The organism is Prevotella bivia DSM 20514, from assembly GCF_000262545.1.
GTDB classification, from domain to species: Bacteria; Bacteroidota; Bacteroidia; order Bacteroidales; family Bacteroidaceae; genus Prevotella; species Prevotella bivia.
The window spans coordinates 1641377-1644381 of the sequence record NZ_JH660660.1; the positions used below are offsets into that span (position 1 = coordinate 1641377).

Here is a 3005-nt window from a genome sequence, read left to right on the forward strand (position 1 = left end):
TCCTTTGCCTGGGTCTGCCACAAAGACGGTGTATTTCTCTTTTTTGTGTCTTCTTTATTTTATAGACAACTACAAAATGATTTTGATTCCAATGGACAATGCAAGGCAGTGGAACTTCATGAACAAGTGTATCAAAACTCAAACGTCCTCCAACTGTCTTAAAGCCGAGGTTTTCTGCTGCTTTGCTGATACCAAGAAGAGAAACACCCTCTTTGCCTAAGGAACAGATTTTCCGCAATTGCTCCTTATCAGCTTGCTGTCCATAATGTTTAGCTATAATCGCCAAACAAGAAGGACCGCAATCCATTGCATCACGTTGGTAACATATTTTCAGACTCTTCGTAATAAACATTGTTACTTACCTCTAAATATTCCTGTTTCGCTGTCACGATTCCATACTCCCTTTTGATCTGATTGATATTTACGTCCGCGTGAAAGATTCCATGTTAGATTCAAGGAGATCATATTTCCCCATTCTGGAATATATACAGTTAAATCTTTCTTGACGAATTGAGAGTGCGTAGCCTCTCCGAAAGTAGAGCCATTTTTTAGGAATAGATGAGAGCCATAAAGACCGATGGAAAGGTTTTGGGTCAGTTTATAATTCACTTGTGCTTCTATGTTTTGACCTGTGGTATTCTCACTTTCCCCATTAAAGTTTCTTTCCTTTGCAGACCAAGAAGCTCTGAAGTTCCATTTACCTAAAAATAGCTTCGAGCCAACATATCCCCATAGGCGATGGAAATTGTGGGTATAATTGTTTCCTACGTAACGAGATAGCAGGTACGAGAATCCGCCATCCAATGTCAGAACATTGGGTATAACATAAAGTTGAAGATTAGTATAATTCCAAAAGTCGGCTGCAGATTTCTGCTGTTCATAGCCAAAATCAAACCATGTTCTCCCATTTGCGTCGCTATTTCTCGTTATTTCTTCTAAGATAGGCTTTCGGCTATACGTGTGTCCCGTTGTATTTTCAATATAGAAGTATTTATGCTCGTAAGAAAGAGTTAGCGTCTGTGTGTATCTGCTGTAGGATTTTAAGTTAGGATTGCCTACATGATATTCGTATTCATTAAACTGTTGTCTGTTATTGCTCAGATTAGCCAAAGATGGTGCATTGGGAGATATATTGAAGACATATCGTATGTTTCCCTTGCCCAGAAAAGGATAGCTGAGACTTAGGGATGGGCGTAAAAGGAAGTAATGATAACTCTGTGTCCCCTGCGAATAATATTGATAGCTACCTCCTATACCAACCAAATAACGTAGGTTGCTGAATGTTCCTGAGATCTGGGAATAAAGATAGGTACTGCTGTTGTGCATATCATTGATAATGTCAGAAGTCCCTGTATATTTATTTTTGGTATAGCCCTGCAGGTGACTGATTCCTGAAGTCCATCTGGACCTACCCAAAGGCTGACTATACTTCACGTCACCAATAAGAGAATACCGTTTGCCGTCTGTATCGTAGCCATATTGTGATGTCGGCAAGTCAAAATCTTCATTATCGAAGGTCTTAAAGCTATATCCATATTTCGTGTCATACATGGTACCTACTAAATTGAAAGTCAATGTACGATTTTTCTTAAAATAGCGTCTAAAGAACAAATCTATTATAGGCGAGAAATAATGTTCTGTAGGTTCAGTCAAAGCGTAATATGTAGGCTTACCCGTTTCAAAAATTCGCTGACGGTGACCTCTGTTTGGGCTATTATAGAAGTGAGAGCTTACCTGTGCCATAAAGGTATACTGCCCCTTCTTTGTCAAATCATAGGTAATACCGAAATCATGGTTTGCGTATGCTAATTTTGTATTCATTCCCTCACGGCGTATTTCGTGAAGGTTTCCATCAGCTAAGGTATAGGTATCCGTTTGGTCAATGTGTCTTCGACTTATATTTGTAAAGTCATTCTGATAGTAAATTCCCCATTTGGACAGACGGTGATTATATTGAGCATAGATATAATTCTGTCCATTCAATGTCGTCACAGCATCATTCAGATTAAAACCGATAGACATCCCTTTCGTACGAGGCTTAACGACAAAATTAATGATAGCAGTGGGTGACTCCAGCCCAAATTCTACACCAGGATTATCAATGTACTCTATACGCACAACCTCATCAGGTCGCAGGGCAACGACATCGGCCTGCGAAGCACGCTTTTCGTTGATAAAAACAGGAACACTTCCCGATCCACGCTTCTCTACCTTTTTGTTTGCCATATCTACATAAATACCGGGTAAATTAACCTTATCTATGAGATCATAGCCAGAGTTTGAACGCTTAATGATATCTTGAGATGGAAACAATAGCTTTCTATCCACTTTATTGATAAATCTATCAGCCTTGACCGTCACTTCTTCGAGAACGTTCTCCTCCAGTCGTATTGTATCAAGCTCTATCGCTTTCGGTATTTTCTGTAAAGAAAGCAAGTAGGGAGCATAGGCTGCATGTTTAATTTCAAGAATACAGTCTTGTCCTTCGAGCATTTTTGTTTCCACACTAAATATTCCTTTCTTGTTTGAAGTAGAAATACTCTTAGCTGGTTTCCCCTTGCAGGTCAGTGTAACAGAGGCATCACCGACTGGCTGTTTCTCTTTATTAACTATTGTGCCTGTAACTTGCGCAGAGCAAACGTTACCTGTCAATAGCATTATAGCAGATATACTTAAAAATAGAAATCTATTATTCATGAAATTGTTGTTTTTTCTGATTTCCTTAATTCCGCAGCATAAATTCTTGTAAGAATTCCAAGTGCCTGAGAAACAAAGTTCTCAAAACACTTGGATATGTCAGAAATTTTACCTATCTTGGTGCTGTAAACATAACAAGTAAGCAAATATCTGACATGACAAAGGTAGCAATTAAAAACGAGTATATCACTTCTTTCGGTGGAATTTATCACATTATGGACGTTTTCTCAAAGTTGGGCTTTGAAAAACTTACCGAATCCGTATTGGGCAAACGTGGAAGTAGCGGCAAGGCATTCAGCCATGGAAGT

General features: G+C 39.0%; 1 protein-coding gene and 1 pseudogene. Both read right to left on the minus strand.

Translation table 11 applies throughout. The features are described from left to right. A pseudogene (locus tag PREBIDRAFT_RS09390) lies at nt 1-352 on the minus strand (cysteine peptidase family C39 domain-containing protein); the annotation flags it as partial. A 2-nt stretch (nt 353-354) separates the two neighbouring features. Further along, nucleotides 355-2697, minus strand: a complete 2343-nt coding sequence (locus PREBIDRAFT_RS09395; RefSeq protein ID WP_004336332.1) for a TonB-dependent receptor — start codon at nt 2695-2697, stop codon at nt 355-357. Between the last annotated feature and the right edge of the window lie 308 nt (nt 2698-3005).

Coding starts and splice junctions, on each gene's coding strand:
- PREBIDRAFT_RS09395 (WP_004336332.1), bottom strand. CDS start 2,697: ATGAATAATAGATTTCTATTTTTAAGTATATCTGCTATAATGCTATTG.